Source organism: Mesorhizobium sp. PL10 (assembly GCF_053714315.1).
Genome location: NZ_JBSKBR010000023.1, coordinates 24,443 through 43,227 on the forward strand (window position 1 = coordinate 24,443; position 18,785 = coordinate 43,227).

At 60.6% G+C, this 18,785-nt stretch carries 16 protein-coding genes; 6 read left to right on the forward strand and 10 right to left on the reverse strand.

Going from position 1 to position 18,785, the window contains the following annotated elements; genetic code table 11:
- The first annotated feature begins 375 nt into the window (after positions 1 to 375).
- Complete coding sequence (yghU, locus tag ACWGTO_RS27025) at positions 376 to 1,245, forward strand: glutathione-dependent disulfide-bond oxidoreductase (protein ID WP_454577849.1); 870 nt, start codon at positions 376 to 378, stop codon at positions 1,243 to 1,245.
- A gap of 42 nt (positions 1,246 to 1,287) precedes the next feature.
- On the opposite strand, the gene ACWGTO_RS27030 is transcribed toward yghU, so the two are convergent.
- On the reverse strand, positions 1,288 to 2,493 hold the full coding sequence (locus tag ACWGTO_RS27030) for an aminotransferase-like domain-containing protein (protein WP_454577850.1): 1,206 nt from the start codon (positions 2,491 to 2,493) through the stop codon (positions 1,288 to 1,290).
- A gap of 257 nt (positions 2,494 to 2,750) precedes the next feature.
- Between ACWGTO_RS27030 and ACWGTO_RS27035 the strand changes: the two genes are divergently transcribed.
- Positions 2,751 to 3,491, forward strand: a complete 741-nt coding sequence (locus ACWGTO_RS27035) for a sulfotransferase family protein (protein WP_454577851.1) — start codon at positions 2,751 to 2,753, stop codon at positions 3,489 to 3,491.
- 227 nt (positions 3,492 to 3,718) lie between these two features.
- Here ACWGTO_RS27035 and ACWGTO_RS27040 read toward each other — a convergent pair whose 3' ends face one another.
- Entirely contained in the window at positions 3,719 to 3,874 is a 156-nt protein-coding gene (locus tag ACWGTO_RS27040; RefSeq protein WP_181060164.1) for a DUF1127 domain-containing protein, read from the reverse strand.
- Between the two features lie 520 nt (positions 3,875 to 4,394).
- On the opposite strand from ACWGTO_RS27040, the gene ACWGTO_RS27045 reads away from it, so the two are divergent.
- Positions 4,395 to 5,372 carry a nucleoside hydrolase gene (locus ACWGTO_RS27045; protein WP_454577852.1) on the forward strand — a complete coding sequence of 326 codons (978 nt, stop codon included), beginning with the start codon at positions 4,395 to 4,397 and terminating at the stop codon, positions 5,370 to 5,372.
- A 30-nt stretch (positions 5,373 to 5,402) separates the two neighbouring features.
- Here the strand turns inward: ACWGTO_RS27045 and ACWGTO_RS27050 are convergent, their stop codons facing one another.
- Positions 5,403 to 6,050, reverse strand: a complete 648-nt coding sequence (locus ACWGTO_RS27050; RefSeq protein ID WP_454577853.1) for a class I SAM-dependent methyltransferase — start codon at positions 6,048 to 6,050, stop codon at positions 5,403 to 5,405.
- Positions 6,051 to 6,223: 173 nt separating this feature from the next.
- Between ACWGTO_RS27050 and ACWGTO_RS27055 the strand changes: the two genes are divergently transcribed.
- Together ACWGTO_RS27055 and ACWGTO_RS27060 are read left to right on the forward strand one after the other, a co-directional pair.
- On the forward strand, positions 6,224 to 8,401 hold the full coding sequence (locus ACWGTO_RS27055; protein WP_454577854.1) for an adenylate/guanylate cyclase domain-containing protein: 2,178 nt from the start codon (positions 6,224 to 6,226) through the stop codon (positions 8,399 to 8,401).
- Between the two features lie 44 nt (positions 8,402 to 8,445).
- Complete coding sequence (locus tag ACWGTO_RS27060; protein WP_454577855.1) at positions 8,446 to 10,632, forward strand: adenylate/guanylate cyclase domain-containing protein; 2,187 nt, start codon at positions 8,446 to 8,448, stop codon at positions 10,630 to 10,632.
- Between the two features lie 12 nt (positions 10,633 to 10,644).
- Here the strand turns inward: ACWGTO_RS27060 and ACWGTO_RS27065 are convergent, their stop codons facing one another.
- The 7 genes from ACWGTO_RS27065 to ACWGTO_RS27095 form a co-directional block, all read right to left on the reverse strand.
- Entirely contained in the window at positions 10,645 to 11,148 is a 504-nt protein-coding gene (locus ACWGTO_RS27065) for a YHS domain-containing (seleno)protein (protein ID WP_454577856.1), read from the reverse strand.
- Between the two features lie 12 nt (positions 11,149 to 11,160).
- On the reverse strand, positions 11,161 to 11,751 hold the full coding sequence (locus tag ACWGTO_RS27070; protein WP_454577878.1) for an ankyrin repeat domain-containing protein: 591 nt from the start codon (positions 11,749 to 11,751) through the stop codon (positions 11,161 to 11,163).
- 134 nt (positions 11,752 to 11,885) lie between these two features.
- On the reverse strand, positions 11,886 to 12,956 hold the full coding sequence (locus ACWGTO_RS27075) for an adenylate/guanylate cyclase domain-containing protein (protein ID WP_454577857.1): 1,071 nt from the start codon (positions 12,954 to 12,956) through the stop codon (positions 11,886 to 11,888).
- 3 nt (positions 12,957 to 12,959) lie between these two features.
- On the reverse strand, positions 12,960 to 13,454 hold the full coding sequence (locus tag ACWGTO_RS27080) for a Rab family GTPase (protein ID WP_454577858.1): 495 nt from the start codon (positions 13,452 to 13,454) through the stop codon (positions 12,960 to 12,962).
- A gap of 11 nt (positions 13,455 to 13,465) precedes the next feature.
- The gene (locus ACWGTO_RS27085) at positions 13,466 to 16,144 is read right to left on the reverse strand and encodes an OmpA family protein (protein WP_454577859.1); all 2,679 of its coding nucleotides are present in this window, start codon (positions 16,142 to 16,144) and stop codon (positions 13,466 to 13,468) included.
- A gap of 7 nt (positions 16,145 to 16,151) precedes the next feature.
- Positions 16,152 to 16,817, reverse strand: a complete 666-nt coding sequence (locus tag ACWGTO_RS27090; protein ID WP_454577860.1) for a hypothetical protein — start codon at positions 16,815 to 16,817, stop codon at positions 16,152 to 16,154.
- Between the two features lie 306 nt (positions 16,818 to 17,123).
- On the reverse strand, positions 17,124 to 17,354 hold the full coding sequence (locus ACWGTO_RS27095) for a hypothetical protein (RefSeq protein ID WP_454577861.1): 231 nt from the start codon (positions 17,352 to 17,354) through the stop codon (positions 17,124 to 17,126).
- A gap of 245 nt (positions 17,355 to 17,599) precedes the next feature.
- Between ACWGTO_RS27095 and ACWGTO_RS27100 the strand changes: the two genes are divergently transcribed.
- Positions 17,600 to 18,640: an aminopeptidase gene (locus ACWGTO_RS27100; protein ID WP_454577879.1), complete on the forward strand. Its 1,041-nt coding sequence runs from the start codon at positions 17,600 to 17,602 to the stop codon at positions 18,638 to 18,640.
- Positions 18,641 to 18,785 lie beyond the last annotated feature (145 nt).

Consider the following 18,785-nt stretch of genomic DNA (forward strand, 5'->3'; position numbering starts at 1 on the left):
ATTGCTTGGCTTTTCGAGCTTCGAGCGGTGATGGCCCGGTCCGCCTTCGGGCGGATCAAAAGGTCCAGTGGACCTTTTGATGGGGCTGAACGCCCGAAGGGCTGGGAGCCTTGCGAAGGGCCGGGCATCGAGACAATCATCTCCGGACATCATTTTCAGAGGCCAGCGCTGCCCCTCATCCGCCCTTCGGGCACCTTCTCCCCGTGAACGGGGCGAAGGAAAAGGCACCGACATTGATAATAGTTCAACGGAAGTTGAACCTTTCTGAATTGCACCTATCTCTGTCAGTATCTACGTTCCGCCGACTTTTTCCGCCATCAACTCGCGCCGTCGCGCAAGCCGGTTCCGCCCCGTCAAATCCAAGGAATTCCTCGCATGACCGAATACACCCCGCCGAAAGTCTGGAGTTGGAAGAAACCCAATGGCGGCACGTTCGCCAGCATCAATCGGCCGATCGCCGGACCGACGCATGACAAGGTGCTGCCGGTGGGCAAGCATCCGCTGCAGCTCTACTCGCTGGCGACGCCGAACGGCGTCAAGGTGACTGTCATGCTGGAGGAACTGCTGGCGCTCGGCCACAAGGGCGCCGAATACGACGCCTGGCTGATCCGCATCAACGATGGCGACCAGTTCGGCTCGGGCTTCGTCGACATCAATCCCAATTCCAAGATCCCGGCGCTGCTGGACCGCAGCGGCAAGACGCCGGTTCGCGTCTTCGAGTCCGGCTCGATCCTTCTGTACCTGGCGGAAAAGTTCGGCGAGTTCCTGCCGACCGAACAGCCGGCGCGCGCCGAAACGTTGTCCTGGCTGTTCTGGCAGATGGGGTCCGCCCCCTATCTCGGCGGCGGTTTCGGCCATTTCTACGCCTATGCGCCGGAAAAGTTCGAATACGCCATCGACCGCTTTTCCATGGAGACCAAGCGCCAGCTCGACGTGCTCGACCGGCGGCTGGCGGTATCAGAATATCTCGGCGGTGCCGGCTATTCGATCGCCGACATGGCGGTGTGGCCCTGGTATGGCGGGCTGGTGCTCGGCCGCATGTACAATGACTCCGGCGAGTTCCTGTCGGTGCAGGACTACGAACATGTGCAACGCTGGGCCAAGGCGATCGACGCCCGCCCGACGGTGCAGCGCGGCCGCATGGTCAACCGCGCCTTCGGCGACCCGACCATGCAGCTGCACGAACGCCACGACGCCAGTGATTTCGAGACCAAGACGCAGGATAAATTGGTGGCGGCGGAGTGAGGCGCTGAGGCTGCCGATCTCCCCCCATGTGGGGGAGATTGGCTACCGCATCAACCTCGCCAGTCTCGGCACACCCTCACCCACAGCTCTGCTGTCGGCCAGCGTGAAGCTCATCCGCATCGTGTTGCGTCCCGAGCCGTCGGCGTGGAAGGCGTTGCCCGGCACGAAGGCGACGCCGGCTTCCTTGACCGAGCGGGCGAGCAGCGCTGTGGCGTCCGCACCTTCGGGCAGCGTCAGCCAGACGAACATGCCGCCTTCAGGGCGGCTCCAGCTCACACCGTCGGGCATTTCGGCCTCGAGCGCGGCAAGCAGAGCGTCGCGGCGACCGCGGTAGGCGCCGATCAGCTTTTCCACCTGGCCGTCATACACGGCCTCGGAGACGCGGTGCATGACCAGTTGGTTGATCGAGGGGCTGTGCAGGTCAGACGCCTGCTTCATCAGCACCAGGCGCTCGACGACGCGGCGCGGCGCGCAGACCCAGCCGACGCGCATGCCCGGCGACAGAATCTTTGAGAACGAACCGCAATAGAGCGTGCGGGCATTGTCGATACCGCCCGAGCGCTCGCAGTCGAGCGCCAGGATCGGCGGCTCGCCCTGCCCGTCATAGCGCAGCGCGCGATAGGCGGCGTCCTCGATGACGGCGATGTCAAGCTCACCCGAGAGATCGAGCACCGCCTCGCGTTGCGCGCGGTTCAGCGTCTCGCCGGTCGGATTGGCGAAATCCGGCACGAGATAGGCGAACTTTACCTTGCCGCCGGCAGCGGAAGCCGCAGCCTGGTAGGCGGCCGGCGTCATGTTGCCGCCGTCCGGCGTCAGCCGGTCGTAGCGCGGCTCATAGGCGTTGAAGGCCTGCAGCGCGCCGAGATAGGTCGGCCACGTCACCAGCGCGGTGTCGCCGGGCGACAGAAACAGTTTGCCGAGATAATCGAGCGCCTGCTGCGAGCCGGAGGTGATGAAGATGTTGTGCTCGTCGCAGCCGATGCCGAGCTTGCCCATCTGGCCGGCCAACCAGCGCCGCAGCGGCAGATAGCCTTCCGAGACCTGGTATTGCAGTGCTGTGCCCGCATCCGGGCCGCCGAGCACCGAGGCATAGGCGTCGGCGATGGCCTGCGAGGGAAACAAAGCCGGATCGGGAATGCCGCCGGCAAACGAGATGATGTCGGGCTGGTCGAGCAGTTTCAGCAGCTCGCGGATTTCCGACGCCTTCATCCGCGAGGCGCGCGACGCCAACAGGTCCATCAAACTCATCAGCCCACCTCCCGGGATACGGCATCTGGTCCGGCATGATCGTTCCGGCCATGCGAATTTAGGTCAATCTAGCTGACCTATTATCAGGCTCCCTCACCCGCTGGAATAGCCAGAAAGCCGTTCCGCGTGGCCCAGGCGAAAAAGCAGAGACATTTTTATCGCTCAACGTGGAAAATTGTTGCGCGTCCAAAGGCGTGGATGCAACCTCATTCCTGGCTGGGCCGAACAAAAAGAAACCGGTTCAAAGGGGGATGCAGATGACGCTCAAGCTCATCGGGGCCGGCTTCGGCCGCACCGGCACATGGTCGACCTTTGCCGCGCTGAACAGGCTCGGCTTTCCCAGCTACCACATGCAGGAAGTCATCCTCAACAAGGCCAACAAGGGCCATCTCGATTTCTGGCGCAAGGTGGCGAACACCCCGCCCGGCACCCAGCACGACTGGAACCGGGTGTTCGCCAACTACACGGCGACCGTCGACAATCCCGGCTGCTGCGTGTGGCGCGAATTGATGGCCGCCTATCCCGACGCCAAGGTGCTGTTGACGTTGCACCCGCGCGGTGCCGAAGCCTGGTACGAAAGCACCATCGACACGATCCACTTCACCGAGACGCTGTGGCAGTTCAAGGTACTGGAATGGCTGACGCCGTTCGGCCGCAAATTCGGCGACATGTCGCACAAGCTGGTGTGGGGCCGCACGCTTGCCGGCGTGATGGACGACCGCGCCAAGGCCGTGGCCCGCTACAACGCCTACACTGAAGAGGTGAAGGCCGCCGTGCCACCGGAAAAGCTCCTGGTATTCAAGGTCAGCGAAGGCTGGGCGCCGCTGTGCGCCTTCCTCGGCGTGGCGCAGCCCAACGAGCCCTTCCCCAACCTCAACGACCGTGAAAGCGTCAAGAAGATCATCCGCGACATCATCAAGGGCAGCTACATCATGCTGGGGCTGTCGATCGCGGCGGTCGTGCTTGTGCTCGCGGCGCTGTGGTGGTGGGTGGGGTAGCGCTGCCGCTACTTGCGCGCGATCCACTCGAGGAGATCCGGCTCGACGTCTTCGTGGCCGGTCAGGTCGCGCACCAGTGAAGCGGCAAGCGAACGCCACCGCTCTTCCGGAACATTGCCTTCCACGACCGATTTGCAGGGATGTCTAATGGAGGGCGACGATCCCGCCTTCCCTTTGCCAAGGGGCTGCGCACGTGTGCGATTTCGGCGCTGCGACCACTGCCTCGCCTAGAACGGCAGCCGTATCTCGTCGATCGCCTTCGACTCCGTCCAGCCAATGTCCTTCTGGATCTCCGTCGGCAACGCATTCAATGCCCGCACGGTCTTCCTGTGCTTGCTGGCGCGCGCGAAGGCGGCGCGAATTCTGGTGAGACTTTCAAACATCGGTACCCCCCTATGCAGCAGCAGAGCGCTGCCTCGGGCAGGCTCTTGAACCGCGTCTGTAACCGATCGATTGCGCGGCAACGGTGAAACGCTTCACGTAGCGATGCCGGCCGGAAACATTTGTATGCAAATTAGTTGGGGAATGTGAGAGGCGCTGCGAAGGGCCAGAGAACCCACATCCAACGATGTCAGACACTTGGCTCGCTGGCCTGACGTGTCGATTCAACCGCCGTTGGCTAGCCCTTATTCCGGAGCCTGCGAATCTCCGGATGGGGCTTGCTGGGCGGTCTGGGCAGACAGCCGGCCTTTGCGGAAGAGCGTCGGCTTTGAATATTCTTTCTTCATGCCGGCATCCTCCGGCCTGGCGTTGGAAATAGCAAGGCCCCTCCCGCAACCTGGCTAAGCTGCCGGTGTCGGGCAGAGCGGGTTGGCCCTACATCTGTCGAGGACCAGAACCTTGACGACGCAAACACGCCAGTCTCTTGTTCCGGCAAGCTCGGTCGGCGGAGGAGGTATCACCATGGAAAAGATCATCCTGGACTGCGACCCTGGGCATGATGATGCTATCGCCATCCTGCTGGCGGCAGGCAATCCAAACATCGATCTCCTCGGCATCACCACGGTTTCGGGCAACCACAATGTCGAGAACACCACGCGCAATGCGCTTTCCGTCTGCACCGCTTATGGCATCAAGGTGCCGGTGGCGAAAGGCTCTCCCGGCCCGCTCCTTATCGATCAGGTGCTGGCCATCGAGATCCATGGCGAGACCGGGCTAGACGGCCCCGTGCTGCCGCCGGCCTCGTTCGAGCTCGACAAGCGCCACGCCGTCGACTTCATCATCGACACGGTCATGGCGCATGAGCCGAAGACGATCACGCTGGTGCCGGTCGGTCCCTATACCAACATCGCGCTTGCCGTGCGCAAGGACCCACGCATCGTCGAGCGGGTGAAAGGGGTCGTCGCGATGGGCGGCGCCTATACCAGAGGCAACATCACGCCCGCGGCGGAGTTCAACATCTATGGCGATCCGGAAGCCGCCGACGTGGTGTTCCGGGCCAAGTGGGACGTTACCATGGTGGGTCTCGACCTGACGCAGACTCAGGCCCTGGCAACTCCGGGTCTTCAGGACAGGGTGCGCGCCGTCGGCGGCCCGATGGCCAAGTTCATCCTCGATATATGGGAGTTCATCGCGACCACCCATGGCGGCCTGCTGCAGATCGAGTATCCCGCCATCCATGATGCGTGCTGCGTCGCGGCCCTGATCGATCCCACCATCATCACCACCGAGAAAGCCGATATCCGCGTCGAGCTCGCGGGACGGTGGACCAAGGGCATGACGGTCTGCAATTTCGAGAAAATGGGCGGCATGCACCATTTCGGAGGCTCGGCGAGCGAGCAGACCGACTTCCGCCACACCGTGGCGATGAAGCTCGACCATCCGAAATTCTGCGATCTGATTGTGGATGCGCTGGAGCGGCTCACCAAGCAGAAGGCCTGACAGCTGACCGCGGCCGCAGAAGAACCCGGCCTATAGCTTCCTGAAAAAGCCCGAGAGAATATTCGGTCCCGCCTCGCCCGGCCGCAGCCTGATCCCGTCCTCGAAGCCATTCAAAGTCACGCATTCGAAGCCGTGGTGCGCGAGCAGCGCCACCAGGGAGTCCCGGTCGAAATGGTGCAAATGCTCGTTGGGCAGACGCATGCGCCACGTCTCAAACCACGCGTCGCCATCGGCGCCGAGCTCACGCCAGCGGCAATAGGGCACGGCGATGGCCAAATGACGGGCCTGAAGGCGGGCGAGGAAACCCAGGTCGGGGATGTGCTCGAGCACGTCGAACATGGCGACGAGGTCCCACGCGCCGGCGAGCGCCTCCTGCCAGTCAACTAAGCGGACGCCCTTGGGCAGCGGAAACCTGGTGACGTCGCAGCCGGCGCAGTCGGCAACTCCGGTAATCTTCGCGGCTTCGATAAAGGTGCCGGTGCCATAGCCGATCTCCAGCACGGACCGCGGTATTTGACCGGTGATGCCCAGCACCCAGCCAAGCCGCTGATAGCCGAGCTTGATGGTGCGGTCGCTCAGATCCTCGTAGTAGGACATGTACTTCTTGTCGTATTTGATCGGCGTGACGTCGATCTGGTGGATCACGCCAAACCGGTCGATCTCATAATTGTCCAGCATTGGCGTACGGCCCCCCGGGAGTGCGAACCCTTACATGATGGAGCTGAACGTGAAGTAAGTGACCAGGGGCGGTTGCATTGTCCGCTGCCCAAGGGGCCGAGGACGCTCGCAATCAAAGGAGTACTGGAATACGCTCGTCAGCGAGGCGTTGACCTAGGGGGAAGACACCGAACATGGAGCGAAGGCTTACCGCAATCCTTGCTGCCGATGTGGTTGGCTACAGCCGCCTCATGGGCGAGGACGAGGTCGGCACGCTCGAGCGGTTGAAAAGTTGCCGCCGCGAACTGGTCGACCCTGCGATCAAGGAATTCCACGGGCGCATGATCAAGCTCATGGGCGACGGCGCGCTGGTCGAGTTCGCCAGCGTCGTCGATGCGGTCCAGTGCGCTGCCATGATCCAACGCCGGATGGCCGATCGCAACAATGGCACCGCAGATGCCCGGCAGATCCGGTTTCGCATCGGCGTGAATCTCGGCGATGTGATCGTTGAGGAAAATGACATCTACGGCGATGGCGTGAACATCGCCGCGCGCCTCGAGGCTATGGCCGAGCCGGGGGGGGTATGCATCTCGGGCACGGCGTTCGACCATGCGCTGCACAAGGTGGACGTCGGCTTTGCCAGCCTTGGCGAGCAGCGACTCAAGAACATCGCCGATCCGGTTCGCGCGTATCGTCTGCTGCTGGATCCCGCGGCATCGGGCAAGGTCACAGCCGCGCCACACCGGCCGGGCTCGCGCGTCATGATCCTGGCAGGCGCAGCCGCCCTGGTGATTGCCGCGCTTGCCGGCATTTTTGCCTGGCAGAAGTTCTCGGTGCCATCGCGGCCATCCGTTGCCGTGCTGCCGTTTGCAAACCTCGGCGGCGATCCGAGCCAGGACTATTTTGCCGACGGCATCACCGAGGATCTGATCACCGACCTCACCAAGCTTTCCGGTCTGGACGTCATCGCGCGCAACTCGGTATTCGCCTACAAGAACAAGCCTGCAGCGCTGGCGGACGTCGCGCGCGACCTTGGCGTTCGCTTCGTCGTCGAGGGCAGCGTCCGCCGCACCGGCGAGCAGATCCGCCTCAATGCCCAGCTCATCGATACGGCAACGGGCGACAATCTGTGGGCCAACCGGTTCGACCGTGGCATGGCCGGCGTGTTTGCCGTCCAGGAAGAGATGAGCGGGGAGATCGCCAAAGCGCTCGGCATGCAACCTTCGGCAGCGGAAAGCGAGCGCATGGCACGCCCGCCGACCGAAAACCTCGAGGCCTACGACTTCTACCTTCGCGCAGAACAGACAGCACGGACCAGCCGGCGCGACGGGTTGCGGGAGGCGCTTGCGCTCTACGACAAGGCGGAGGAGCTTGACCCCGCTTTCGCAGAAGCCTTCGCGGCGGATGCAAGCACAACAGTCTTTATCTGGCGCGAATCGTTCCACGACATCATCCAGAGCGCGCCCGCGCGCAAGCGCGCTTATGAGAAGGCAAGCCGCGCGCTGCAACTCGACCCAGGCCTTTCGTCGCCTTATGCGATTCTCGGCATCATGCAGGTCGTGGATCGCCGCTACGAGGAAGCCATCGCTTCGGTCGAACGAGCCGTTGCGCTCGGCCCGGGCGATGCGGAGACGCAAATAGCCCTGGGATACGTGCAACTGTTCGCCGGCAATCATGCCGAGGCAGCCGCAGCGGTCGAGACTGCGCTCAGGCTCGACCCCAACCTTTCACCCATCAACCGGCAAATTGCCGGTCTGGTCTTTCTCATTCAAGGCAGCAACGACAAGGCGATCGAGGCGCTCGAACGTATCCACCACGAAGCGCCATCCGTCGGAGATTTCACGATCACGCTTGGTGCCGCTTACGCCCGTGCCGACCGCCTGCAGGATGCCAGGGCGGCGGTCACCGAGGGACTACGCGCCATGTCGATTTCGGGGTTCGATTCATTGTCCGCATATCGGGTCAACGGTGCGCAATACCGCAACCCGCAGGATTTGGCTCTCATCATCGAGGCGTTGCAGCAGGCGGGCTTGCCCGAATGGCCGTTCGGCTTCACCGGCGACGAGCACAACCGCTTGAAGGGCGAGGAGATCGCCTCTTTGGTGCTGGGCCATACTCTGCAGGGCCAGCTTGAACCTGGTCTCCAACCAGCCTTCCTTCAGATCGGGAGCGACGGCAAGGCAGCCTTTCGCTCCACGACGCGGCTGATCACTGAAACCGTCCGTGTCGATGGCGATCTCTTGTGCGAGCTGAGCGAGAATATGTTCGGGCGCCCCGACTGCGGTCCCGTCTACAGACGCCACGACGATGGAAGCGGCGGCTATTCCTTTGTCAATTCAAGCAAGGTGTTTCACTTCACGGTGGCTCAGTAGATGCACGCGTCTCATTGATATCTCTGGACTCGCGGATGGAAGGTATGGAGCGAAGGCTTACCGCAATCCTTGCTGCCGATGTTGTCGGATACAGCCGCCTCATGGGCGAGGACGAGGTAGGCACGCTCGAACGATTGAAAAGTTGCCGCCGCGAATTGGTCGACCCCGCGATCAAGGAATTCCACGGTCGCATTATCAAGCTCATGGGCGATGGAGCGCTGGTCGAGTTCGCGAGTGTCGTCGATGCCGTCCAGTGTGCTGCCATGATCCAACGCCGGATGGCCGATCGCAACAAGGGCACCGCTGATGGCCGCCATATCCGGTTTCGCATCGGCGTCAATCTCGGCGACGTCATCGTTGACGACAATGACATCTACGGCGATGGCGTGAACATCGCCGCGCGCCTCGAGGCTATGGCCGAGCCAGGCGGAGTCTGCATCTCCGGAACCGCATTCGATCACGCGGTCCACAAGGTTGATGTCGGCTTTGCCAGTCTTGGCGAGCAGCGGCTCAAGAACATCGCCGATCCGGTTCGCGCCTATCGGCTGCTGCTGGATCCCGCGGCCGCAGGGAAGATCAAGGTGGCAGTTCGCCGGCCGGTATCCTCGCGGGCGATCGGGATGGCAGGAATAGCGGTGCTGTTCGTCGCGCTCCTTGCAGGATTGTTTGCGTGGCAATCGAGGACATCTTCCCTGACCGACCGACCATCGGTCGCCGTGCTGCCGTTTACAAACCTCGGCGGCGATCCGAGCCAGGACTATTTTGCCGACGGCATCACCGAGGATCTAATCACCGACCTCACCAAACTTTCCGGTCTCGATGTCATCGCCCGCAATTCCGTCTTCGCCTACAAGAACAAGCCTGCAGCGTTGGCGGACGTCGCGCGCGACCTTGGCGTCCGCTTCGTCGTTGAGGGCAGCGTCCGACGCACCGGCGAGCAAATCCGCGTCAATGCCCAGCTCATCGACACAGCAAGCGGCGATAATCTGTGGGCCAATCGGTTCGACCGCGGCATAGCTGGAGTGTTCAGTGTCCAGGACGAGATGAGCGGGGAGATCGCCAAAGCTCTCGGTATCCAGGCTTCGGCAGCGGAAAGCGAGCGCATGGCACGCCCGCCGACCCAGAACCTCGAGGCCTACGACTACTATCTACAAGCCGAGACGGCGTCACGCAGCGGCCTGCTGGCCGGTCTGCGGGAGGCGCTTGCGCTCTATGAAAAGGCGGAGGGGCTCGACACCGCCTTCGCAGAAGCCTTTGCGGCTGACGCGCGCACGACCGTCTATGTCTGGCGCGAGTCCTTCAACGACATCATCCAGAGCGCGCCCGCACGAAAGAGAGCCTATGAGAAGGCGAGTCGAGCTTTGGAACTCGACCCGGACCTTTCGTCGCCCTATGCTATTCTCGGTATCATGCAAGTCGTGAATCGCCGCTACGAAGATGCGATTGCCTCTGCCACGAAGGCTGTTTCAATCGGTCCGGGCGATGCAGAGGCGCAAGCAGCCCTTGGATATGTTCAGCTATACGCCGGCAATCATGTCGACGCAGCCAATGCGGTCGAGACGGCGCTCAGGCTCGACCCCGACCTTTCCGCCATCAACCGGGAAGCTGCTGGGCTGGTTTTTCTTCTCCAGGGGAATGTCGAGAAAGCGATCGAGACGCTCGAACGCACACGCGACGACGCGCCGACAGTTGCCAACTTTCGGTTTACGCTCGCTGCGGCATATGTCCGCGGCGGCCGTCTACCGGATGCGAAAGCCGCAATCGCCGATGGGCTCCGCCTCGCCGCAGGGTCCAGCTACGTGGACTCCGTGGCTGGGTGGCAGATGACTCAACATTTCCGGAACCGGCAGGATCTGGCGACCATCGTCAATGCGCTGCGCCAAGCAGGACTACCCGAATGGCCCTACGGCTTTACCCCGGACGAACGCGACCAGTTGAAGGGTGCTGAGATCGCGTCCCTCGTCATTGGCCATACACTTCAAGGCCAGATCGAACCCGGTCTCCAACCAGCCTTCCTTCAGATCGGGAGCGACGGCAAGGCGGCCTTCCGCACGACGACGCGGCTGGTCACCGAGACCGTTTACGTCGATGGCAATCTCTTGTGCGAGCAGAGCGAGAACCTGTTCGGGCGCCCCGACTGCGGTCCCGTCTACAGACGCAACGGCACCGCTGGCAAAGGCTACTCCTATGCCAATACAAGCAAGGTGTTTCACTTCACGGTCGTCCAGTAGGCGAACCTGGTGTCAGTGATACTTGTCGAGCTCCAAATTGGCCGCGACCTGCGGCCAATTGGCGTCGGCTTTCGGAATGTTTTCAGCCGCATGCGCGGCGAAATCGTCGGCATTGCCGACGTCGTAGATCAGGTAGAGTTTGCCGTCGATAATCTTGAATGCTTCCGGATCGACATTGACCGTGACCCCACCGCCCACGACTTCGCCGGCACAGTAGCCGCCATATTGAGGAGCGTACTTGACCGGTTCGCTCATGAACATTTCCTGGTGTTTCTTGCTGGCGAAATGCCAAGGTGTGCCCAGCCATTCATAAGTGAACTCTTCGGAGCCCTTCACGGCCTTGCCGTCGGTGAAATAGGCGACCGTGTCGTAGCCCATGATCGCCACACCGCCGAAATAGCCGGTGTTTACCGAATCGTCGGCCCAGGCCGATCCCGCGCCGACGACCGCAGCTACCGCGACCAGGCCAGCCGCCCCCAAATTCCGAACCAGTCGTGACTTGATCATCGTGCTCATCTGCATCCTCCGTTAATCATGGATCTCGGCGCACTTCGCCGCGTTCGCCTCGCCAAGGATTTTGGCTTGGCAGGTAGCACCATGGCGTTTGAAAAGTCGTATGATATCCGTGTTGTCCTTCCAGAATGCGCGCGTTATCGGCATGTAGCCATGCCCCTCGGGATGATTCACATCCGCACCTTTCGCTATAAGGAATTCCGCCAGTTCAACGTGGTTTTCCTCGCCGGCCACCAACAACGGCGTAGCACCCGCCTTGTTGGCGGCATCGTCAAGCACCGCGCCTTTTTCCAGCAGCAGCCTGGCAATCTGCAGGCTGCCCGAGAAAGCAGCCGCGTGAAGTGGGGTAAAGCCACCCGAGTTACGCGCCATGACGTCGGCGCCCTTGCCCACCAGGAACGCGGCAATTTCCGGCTGGTTGTCGAGCGCTGCAGCGATGAGGAGGGTTGCCTGGTCGCGTGCCCGGCTGTCGACCTCGGCACCGCCTGCCAAGGCTTGCTCCACGGCACCCTTGTCTCCGGCGGCGATGGAGTCGAACAAATGCTCACCTGCGGCTGCTGTCGTAGCCGCCAATACCAGCATGCCAAGTGCCAGCATTCCGCGCATAACGGAGAAATAGCATATTAGCTTGGGGTCATTCAAGCTGGATCGGGCTCACCGGGACAGATGCCGGCGGACGGCGCGGCCGGGCTGGCTTGAGATGCAACGGGCTGCAGCGTCGGCACTGGCAAGCGGTTAAATCAGGCCGGGAGCCGCCACATTCGCACGCGACCTGCGCCACGCAATTCCGTTTCCTCGAGTGGGTCGCAAGCAAATTTTGGTCCGAGCAGTTGGCGCGTTGCGTCGGAAATGCGGATTTCATCGGGCTCCGCGGACGTTTGAATACGTGAGGCGAGATTAACGGTCTCGCCCCACAGGTCATAGGCGAACCGCCTCTTGCCTATCACGCCGGCGACGATCGGCCCTGAGTGAATTCCAATTCTGAGCCTTATCGGTTCTCCTGCGAAACGTTCGCGCTTGACCGCCTTGCGCAGCTCAAGCGCATAGCGCGCGAGGGCCTTTGCATGATCGGATCGCGCGGTGGGCAGGCCACTGACCACCATCACACAATCGCCGATTGTCTTGATCTTTTCGCAGTCGTATCGTTCCGAAAGCCGATCCGCCGCCTTGAAGAAGTAATTCAGAATAGCCAGCGTCGTCACGGCTCCGACGCTCCGCGCTCTTTCCGTAAAACCGACGATGTCGGCAAAAAGCACACTCACCTCTGCGTGGTTGTCCGCAATCTTCTTGTGCGCTTTTAACCGCTCCGCGATCGACGCCGGAAGAATGTTGAGGAGCAGGGTTTCGGCGCGCTGGTATTCACGCGCCAATCCCTCCTGGCTCTTCCTCAACGCCTCGTTCGCCGATTGTAATTTCTCGTTGAGTTGACGCTCCCTTTCTTGCAGGAGCGTCATCTCATAAGCCTTCTGTTGAAGCCGTTGCCTGTTGGCGCGTTCGACGCTGGCGTCGAGAAAGAGCAGCCACACGCAGGCGTCGTCAGCAAAAAAATGAAGGTCCGCGACACGCCCGCTGGGCAGCTCGACCATGGGAATATGAAACGGAAGTTCCGGGCAAGGCAGCAGCCCTTCCATAAACTCAAGCTGCTCGGCAACAGGCTTGCCAATGCGAAGCGACGACAGTCCGTGATGTTCAACATTACCGCCCTTCGCAGTCACGCAAAGCTGGGCGTCGATTTTCACATAAGCGACAGAGTGCCCATTGTAGAAGAAATTGAAAATCCAATTTACGACTTCTTTTGGCAATCCATGCATGGTCTATTTTGCGACCATCAAAGCAAGTTGATGAAACGCATCATCAACATGCTGACCTGAGAGCGCACTTGTCAGATAGATTTGCCATCCACGCTGCCTCAGTTCGTCAATCTCACTATCCGATATTTCCCATCGATCGGCCAGATCGGATTTGTTGATCAGCAATACAAACGGCATAGCGCCGAATTCGGCCTCGACCCGTTCGCGCAGCGTGACCGCCACGGCAAGGGTAGCAGCGCGGGTTCCATCGACGACAAGCACGAGCCCGGTTGCACCGCGAACATAGCTGACGCGAAATGAGCCGATATCGTCTTCGCCGGCCAAATCCCACAAAATCAGATCCACGGTTTTGCCCGGGAGTTCGACACTCTTCTTGTCGATTTTCACTCCCACCGTGGTCAGGTAGGTTTCTGAAAAGATGCTTTGCACAAACCTGCGAACCAGACTCGTCTTTCCGACAGCGAAGCCGCCCAGCATGCAGATCTTTTTTTGCAACATTTCGGGCTCCGCTAGTCCAGGTTCACAGTAATCGAAACCCGGCGGTTGGTGGAGCTCCCGTTTTGACTATTTTCAGGCACCAGCGGCTCAAACGTGCCCGCGCCCCGAACCAGCAGCAGTTCCGGAGCGACGCCGCGCTTGTTGAGAAGCGCACGAACTGTCTCGGCGCGGGCGGCGCTGATCGACGCGTTGGCCGTCTCGCGGCCCGTGGTGTCCGAATGGCCGGTCAACATGAACCGCGCTGTTACGCCCGACTTGCGGGCATTTTGGGCGAATACCTTTATTTGATCCGCCAACCTGTCGAGAACCGGCGTCTGTTCTGGCCCCGGCACAACTTTGCCGGAAGAGAAGAAGATATCGGTCGTCTGGATGGCCTCTCTCAAATAATTCAGTTCTGCAAGATTCAGCTCGCTCAGCTGCGAGACATCCAGAACCACTCCGTCCGCCGAAAGTTGTTCGGCGGCGGCCTGCGCGCGGCTGATCCAGCCGGCAGGAGCCTCACCCACGGCAACGATACGACCCTGGATGATCGACAGCTGAACCGTTTTCGGCGGGTTCAGCGACGCCGTCAGCCGCTTCACCACGAACTTCGGATCAAGGCTCTGGTAGAATTGCCACTGTGAATGAACCCGGGCAGGATCAACCTGCGTTCCGGACAGCAGCGCTTGCGGGTCGGCGGCAAGCGGGTCTCTCAGGCCGGAAATGTAGAAATGTCCGCCCCTCGCCGTTTGTTGGGCGACGATGATGCCCGGTTGAGCCTCAAGTCGCGAGACATAATACTGCCAGTGCTCCGCCGAGCGTGCATCGGGACTCACGTCACGAACCTTGGAGATGTCGAATTCCGGTCCGCCTGCCGAAAGCTGTCGGGCCGCTGCGCGCGCCCGATCTATCCAGGTGTCGGGAGCCTCACCCTCGGCGACGATGCGATCATTGACGATCGAAAGTCGTACTGTATCCGGCGGATACAGCGACGCCGTCAGCCGCTTCAACACGAACTCCGGCTCAAGGCTCTCATAGAACTGCCATTGCGAATGAACCTGGGCGGGATCGACCTGGGTGCCGGACAACAGCGACTGCGGGTCGGCGCCAAGCGGGTCTCTCAAGCCGGCGATATAGAATTGGCCATCGCGTATCTTTTGTTCTGCAACGATGATGCCCGGCTGGGTCTCCAGCCGCGACACATAGGCCTGCCAGCGCTCCGCCGCTCGTACTTCAGGGCTTACGTCACGGACCCCGGAGATATCGAAGACCGGCCCGCCTGCCGAAAGCTGCTGGGCCGCTGCGCGCGCCCGATCTATCCAGGTGTCGGGCGCCTCGCCTTCGGCAACGATGCGATCATTGACGATCGACAGTCGTACTGAATCCGGCGGAGCCAGCGACGCCGTCAGCCGCTTCAACACGAACTCGGGTTCAAGGCTCTGATAGAATTGCCACTGCGAATGAACCTGGGCGGGATCGACCTCCGTTCCGGACAACAGCGACTGCGGGTCGGCGGCAAGCGGGTCTCTCAAGCCGGCAATGTAGAATTGGCCATCGCGCACCTGTTGTTCGGCAACGATAATGCCCGGCTGGGCCTCCAGTCGCGACACGTAAGCCTGCCAGCGCGACACGTAAGCTTGCCAGCGCTGCGCTGATTGCCAGGAAAGAAAGTACCAGCCGCCTGCCAGACTCAAAAGCAGCAGAGCCACGGCCGCCACCAGCCACGGAAATCCCTCGTTTGATTCCTCCTGCTTCAGCTCGACGCAGGTCTGCAACTGCGTCTCTACGCCGACCAACTGCGAACCGTCGCCGTCAAACTGCTCTAAAGCCTGTGAGCTTTCCTCATGGATGCGAAGCAATACATCGCGAATTATGTCGTGCAATTCCTCCGGCGGATTTCCCCGGATCACCGAAACCAGGGTCGCAAACGGTCCAACTTCCGACCAGAGTCGAAGGTCGCCGAAACGAATAGTGTCCAGGCCGCTCTGCTCTTTCTCGTTAAACGAGTCCTTCACAAAATCCTGAATTGCACTAAGCATCGAAGAGATGAGCTGAGGATCTTCGCTCGTCGCATTATCGGCCGTCACATGCGCTATCAAAAGCCCGGAATTCCGATGAATGAGAAAGGCATGCTCTATACGATAGACAAGAGAATGCTTCAGAACAACTTGCGAGAAACTAGCGCCCGTTCTCCAAGCTTCAAATCTCCACTTGAGCCCATGCCAGGTAAATATATGCCTTAAAGTTTCATTCAGCGACTGAAAGGTCTGGTCGATCTTTTCCCCGATCGACTTGCGAATTGCCGGCAGAAACACCGGATATAATATATCCGTCAGCGTGCGCGGGCTCTTCTGGATCGACCGCTGCACAGCCCTTTCGACAGCTGGCGCAAGCGCCTCGCCGAGTTGCGCATGAGACGCTCGCGCTGTCGCACTGGGAAGAACGTCGCCCACTGCTGCCGCAAGCTGCTCCGGTTCGTCCAGCAGATGCGTGACTCGTGAAAGCTCCGAAATTTCGCGGCTGACCAGCAACTGGCGCAGCGTTTCCATGCGAGGATCGGCGGTTGGAACAGCCTCGAAACGCGCACGGTAGTCCGGATCGACGTTCCGGGCAATTTCGATCAAAAGGCGAGCCAGAGCCTCGCGATCAATCTCTGTATCGTTCGAGGCTGTTCTTTTCGGTAGGTTGAGTGGGTCGACGGTTGACGTCAAGGTCCCATCAACTCACTTTCCAGCTACGGTCCGAGTTGCTCTTGCTGCCGACGGGATCCTGATTCAGAGCTTTTGCAACCTCGACAAACAGGCCAGCCAAAAGGTTTCGGTCGGTCTTGACGTTGCTGAGATCGGCAAACATTTTCTCGATCAGCATCTGAACGCCTTCATTCTTCTGCTTGATTTCCTCACGCAGCGAATGATCGTTTCGATTTATCCGGTCCGAAACGTCGCGCTCAAGCGCGCTCAGTTGATCCGACAGGGCGCGCACCTGCTTTTCAAGTGCCTGGTTTTGCTCGCGAAGATTCCGGTCAATCTCCTTGTCGGCGTCGGCTCGCGAATCTTTTTCGGTCCGCAACTGCCCCGCAAGCGAGTCGATCTGCTTCTTTGCATTCGACTCGTACATTTCGAGATTGCGCTTGGCTTCGGATTCGACATCCTTGAAGCGCTGCAAGACCCGTTCTTCAAGCTTGGAAAAACGGCGGTCATAGTCCTGCATCTGGTTGCCGAACAGCAGATCACGTATCTTGTCGACACCTACGGCGTCGCCGGCGCCGCCGTTCTCACGAGCCTGGACTCCCAGGAAGTTCAGCCCGTTACCTTCTGCGTTACCTAGGAGATTTGCGTCCGCCTTCTTTTCTGAAGAAACGGTATTCGTAGATTCCTTTGCCATGCTTTTGCCCTTCCATCTGAACACCTGCCACGGTGTAAAACCCCATAAAAAACAGAGCATGTCAGCAAAATACCCGGCTCGCAAGCGGGTATCTCTTGACTTAGGCTGATTCGTGAGGCAGCCGGTTGCCGCGTCACCGACTCGACAACGGGCGTTTGGGGCGAACCATTTCAAATGGCGGCGGCGGCAACTGCAATATAGCGTTCAATGTTGCTCGGTAAGGACCACGTCATCAATTATACCGCAACACTGCGGGATTTTCCGGTCTGGGTTTTTTCCAGGAGCTAGTCGACGCGCGCGGCTCTGCTAGTTCGAAAAGCTCACGCTCACGCCGCGCTGCCGAAAATAAGCCTGCATCAACTTGCGTCCCTGGCGGTTGTTCTGTGCCAACTTGGTCGGATCGAACACCGCCTGTTTTATCCCTTCCCGTGCCAGCGCCGCCTTGAGCGTCGCGATATGGGCGTCAATGTCGGCATTGTCGGCCCGAAGCGAGGCATAAATGCTCTCGGTCGCCTGGGCCACGGTCGGTTCGCTCACAGCTGTCGTCCTTTGGTTGGTCGAGCGGCGGCTTAACACAGATTCGCGGCTCCGCCGATACCGGTGGACCTCCGTCCATCGAAGGCGAATGGCCGCATTGCCAACCCTGCCGAAGTCGAAAGTCAGACCCACCGCCCCTGTAGAGCTTGACGAAAATCGGTGCGCCTGTTTGAGAGCGGAGGATCGGGACATCGATTCATGGGGAGATGGGCAAGGGTGGGCAAACCGTGAAGCGCGTTCTTCGGATGCTTGCCGCGGCGATTGTGGCGTCCGGGGTAACCGGCTGCACCAGCATTTCCTACTACACGCAGTCGCTGGAGGGCCATGTGCAGATCATGGCGGCGCGCAGGAATGTCGGGAAACTCATTCATGATCCTTCGACGCCCAAGGCCTTGCGCGCCAAACTGACATCGGCAAGCGCCATCAGGCGGTTTGCGACTGATGAACTGGCGCTGCCCGACAACAGCAGCTACCGCAGCTATGTCGACATCCATCGGGACGCCGTGACCTGGGCGGTTTTTGCCGCGCCGCAATTCTCGCTCACACCACGCACATGGTGCTTTCCGGTTTTCGGCTGCGTTCCGTACCGGGGATACTTCTCCCGGAAATCCGCCGCTGAGAGCGCTGTCGAACTTCATCGAGAGGGACTGGACGTCTATGTCACGGGCGTCACCGCCTATTCCACACTGGGCTGGTCCAGCGATCCACTGCTGAGCACCATGCTGCGTCAGGACGACACCTACCTCGCAAGCCTTGTTTTTCACGAGCTGGCGCATCAGCGCCTCTATGTGGATGGCGATTCCGCATTCAACGAGGCGTTCGCCGTTGCCGTCGAAACCACCGGCGTCAGGAAGTGGCTCCGCGCTGCCGGCGATCGGGCCGGATTGCGCCGCTACGAAGCCGATCGCAAGCGCAGCGCCGATTTTCTCGGACTGGTGTCGAAAACGCGCGACGAGTTAAGACAGGTCTATGAAAGCCCCCGCACCCCGGAGCAGATGACGGCTGCCAAAACAGCCACGATCGACAGGCTGCGGATGCGCTACCGGCAGATGCGCAACAAAAACTGGGCCGGATACCGGGGATACGACGCCTGGTTCAATGCCCCGATCAACAACGCGAAGCTCGCCGCGACTTCTGTCTACGGTGAACAGGTTCCGGCCTTTCTTCGCTTGTACGACTTGTGTTCGGGCGATTATCCCAGGTTTTACGCTTCTGTCCGGCGGATCGCGGATCTGCGTCAACCTTCCCGCGCCGAAGCGCTCAAGGCGGCCGATACGTGTGGGTGAACGGAAAACCGGCTTCAGAGAATGGTCCGAAACGAGCATCGAGTGCAGTGACAGCCCACGCGGCTGGCCTTGATTGAAATTCATCGGATTGCACCGGAATGCGCATGTCGTATATGTTCGAGTGCGCCATAAACCCGTGAAAGGT

Coding starts and splice junctions, on each gene's coding strand:
- ACWGTO_RS27075 (WP_454577857.1), bottom strand. CDS start 12,956: ATGCATGGATTGCCAAAAGAAGTCGTAAATTGGATTTTCAATTTCTTC.
- ACWGTO_RS27065 (WP_454577856.1), bottom strand. CDS start 11,148: ATGAGCACGATGATCAAGTCACGACTGGTTCGGAATTTGGGGGCGGCT.
- ACWGTO_RS27080 (WP_454577858.1), bottom strand. CDS start 13,454: ATGTTGCAAAAAAAGATCTGCATGCTGGGCGGCTTCGCTGTCGGAAAG.
- ACWGTO_RS27050 (WP_454577853.1), bottom strand. CDS start 6,050: ATGCTGGACAATTATGAGATCGACCGGTTTGGCGTGATCCACCAGATC.
- ACWGTO_RS27060 (WP_454577855.1), top strand. CDS start 8,446: ATGGAGCGAAGGCTTACCGCAATCCTTGCTGCCGATGTTGTCGGATAC.
- ACWGTO_RS27035 (WP_454577851.1), top strand. CDS start 2,751: ATGACGCTCAAGCTCATCGGGGCCGGCTTCGGCCGCACCGGCACATGG.
- ACWGTO_RS27045 (WP_454577852.1), top strand. CDS start 4,395: ATGGAAAAGATCATCCTGGACTGCGACCCTGGGCATGATGATGCTATC.
- yghU (WP_454577849.1), top strand. CDS start 376: ATGACCGAATACACCCCGCCGAAAGTCTGGAGTTGGAAGAAACCCAAT.
- ACWGTO_RS27090 (WP_454577860.1), bottom strand. CDS start 16,817: ATGGCAAAGGAATCTACGAATACCGTTTCTTCAGAAAAGAAGGCGGAC.
- ACWGTO_RS27100 (WP_454577879.1), top strand. CDS start 17,600: ATGCTTGCCGCGGCGATTGTGGCGTCCGGGGTAACCGGCTGCACCAGC.
- ACWGTO_RS27040 (WP_181060164.1), bottom strand. CDS start 3,874: ATGTTTGAAAGTCTCACCAGAATTCGCGCCGCCTTCGCGCGCGCCAGC.
- ACWGTO_RS27030 (WP_454577850.1), bottom strand. CDS start 2,493: ATGAGTTTGATGGACCTGTTGGCGTCGCGCGCCTCGCGGATGAAGGCG.
- ACWGTO_RS27055 (WP_454577854.1), top strand. CDS start 6,224: ATGGAGCGAAGGCTTACCGCAATCCTTGCTGCCGATGTGGTTGGCTAC.
- ACWGTO_RS27070 (WP_454577878.1), bottom strand. CDS start 11,751: ATGCGCGGAATGCTGGCACTTGGCATGCTGGTATTGGCGGCTACGACA.